Annotated in this window: 1 protein-coding gene; it reads left to right on the top strand. The window is 55.7% G+C overall.

Going from position 1 to position 264, the window contains the following annotated elements:
* The coding region (locus AC0L3J_RS38130; RefSeq protein WP_473350576.1) for a hypothetical protein at window positions 1–264 on the top strand (264 nt) is incomplete at both ends.

Genomic DNA, 264 nt, shown 5'->3' with positions numbered 1-264 from the left:
AACTGCCATAACCCCGGACGGCGGCTTTTCACAGGTATCCTTTTCAGACAGTGGTACAGCCACGCCCCCGGTATTTGAAAGTGTGTCCGATATCGAAAAAACCACTGCCATGCTGGGGGCGGCGCTGGATAGCGTCATTCTGACGGCATCTGAGCAGGGTTTTTCGACAGACAGTGTTCAGCTTACGCAACTGCGTCTGCTGGTTGTTGCCGACCTGGAAAAACGCGGGCTGCAACTGGCAGGTGGTGTGATTCACTACCCGCC

Source organism: Bradyrhizobium sp. Kon37, from assembly GCF_055807535.1.
Note: the sequence above shows the minus strand (reverse complement) of the source record. Positions and strands in the feature narration are given on the sequence as shown.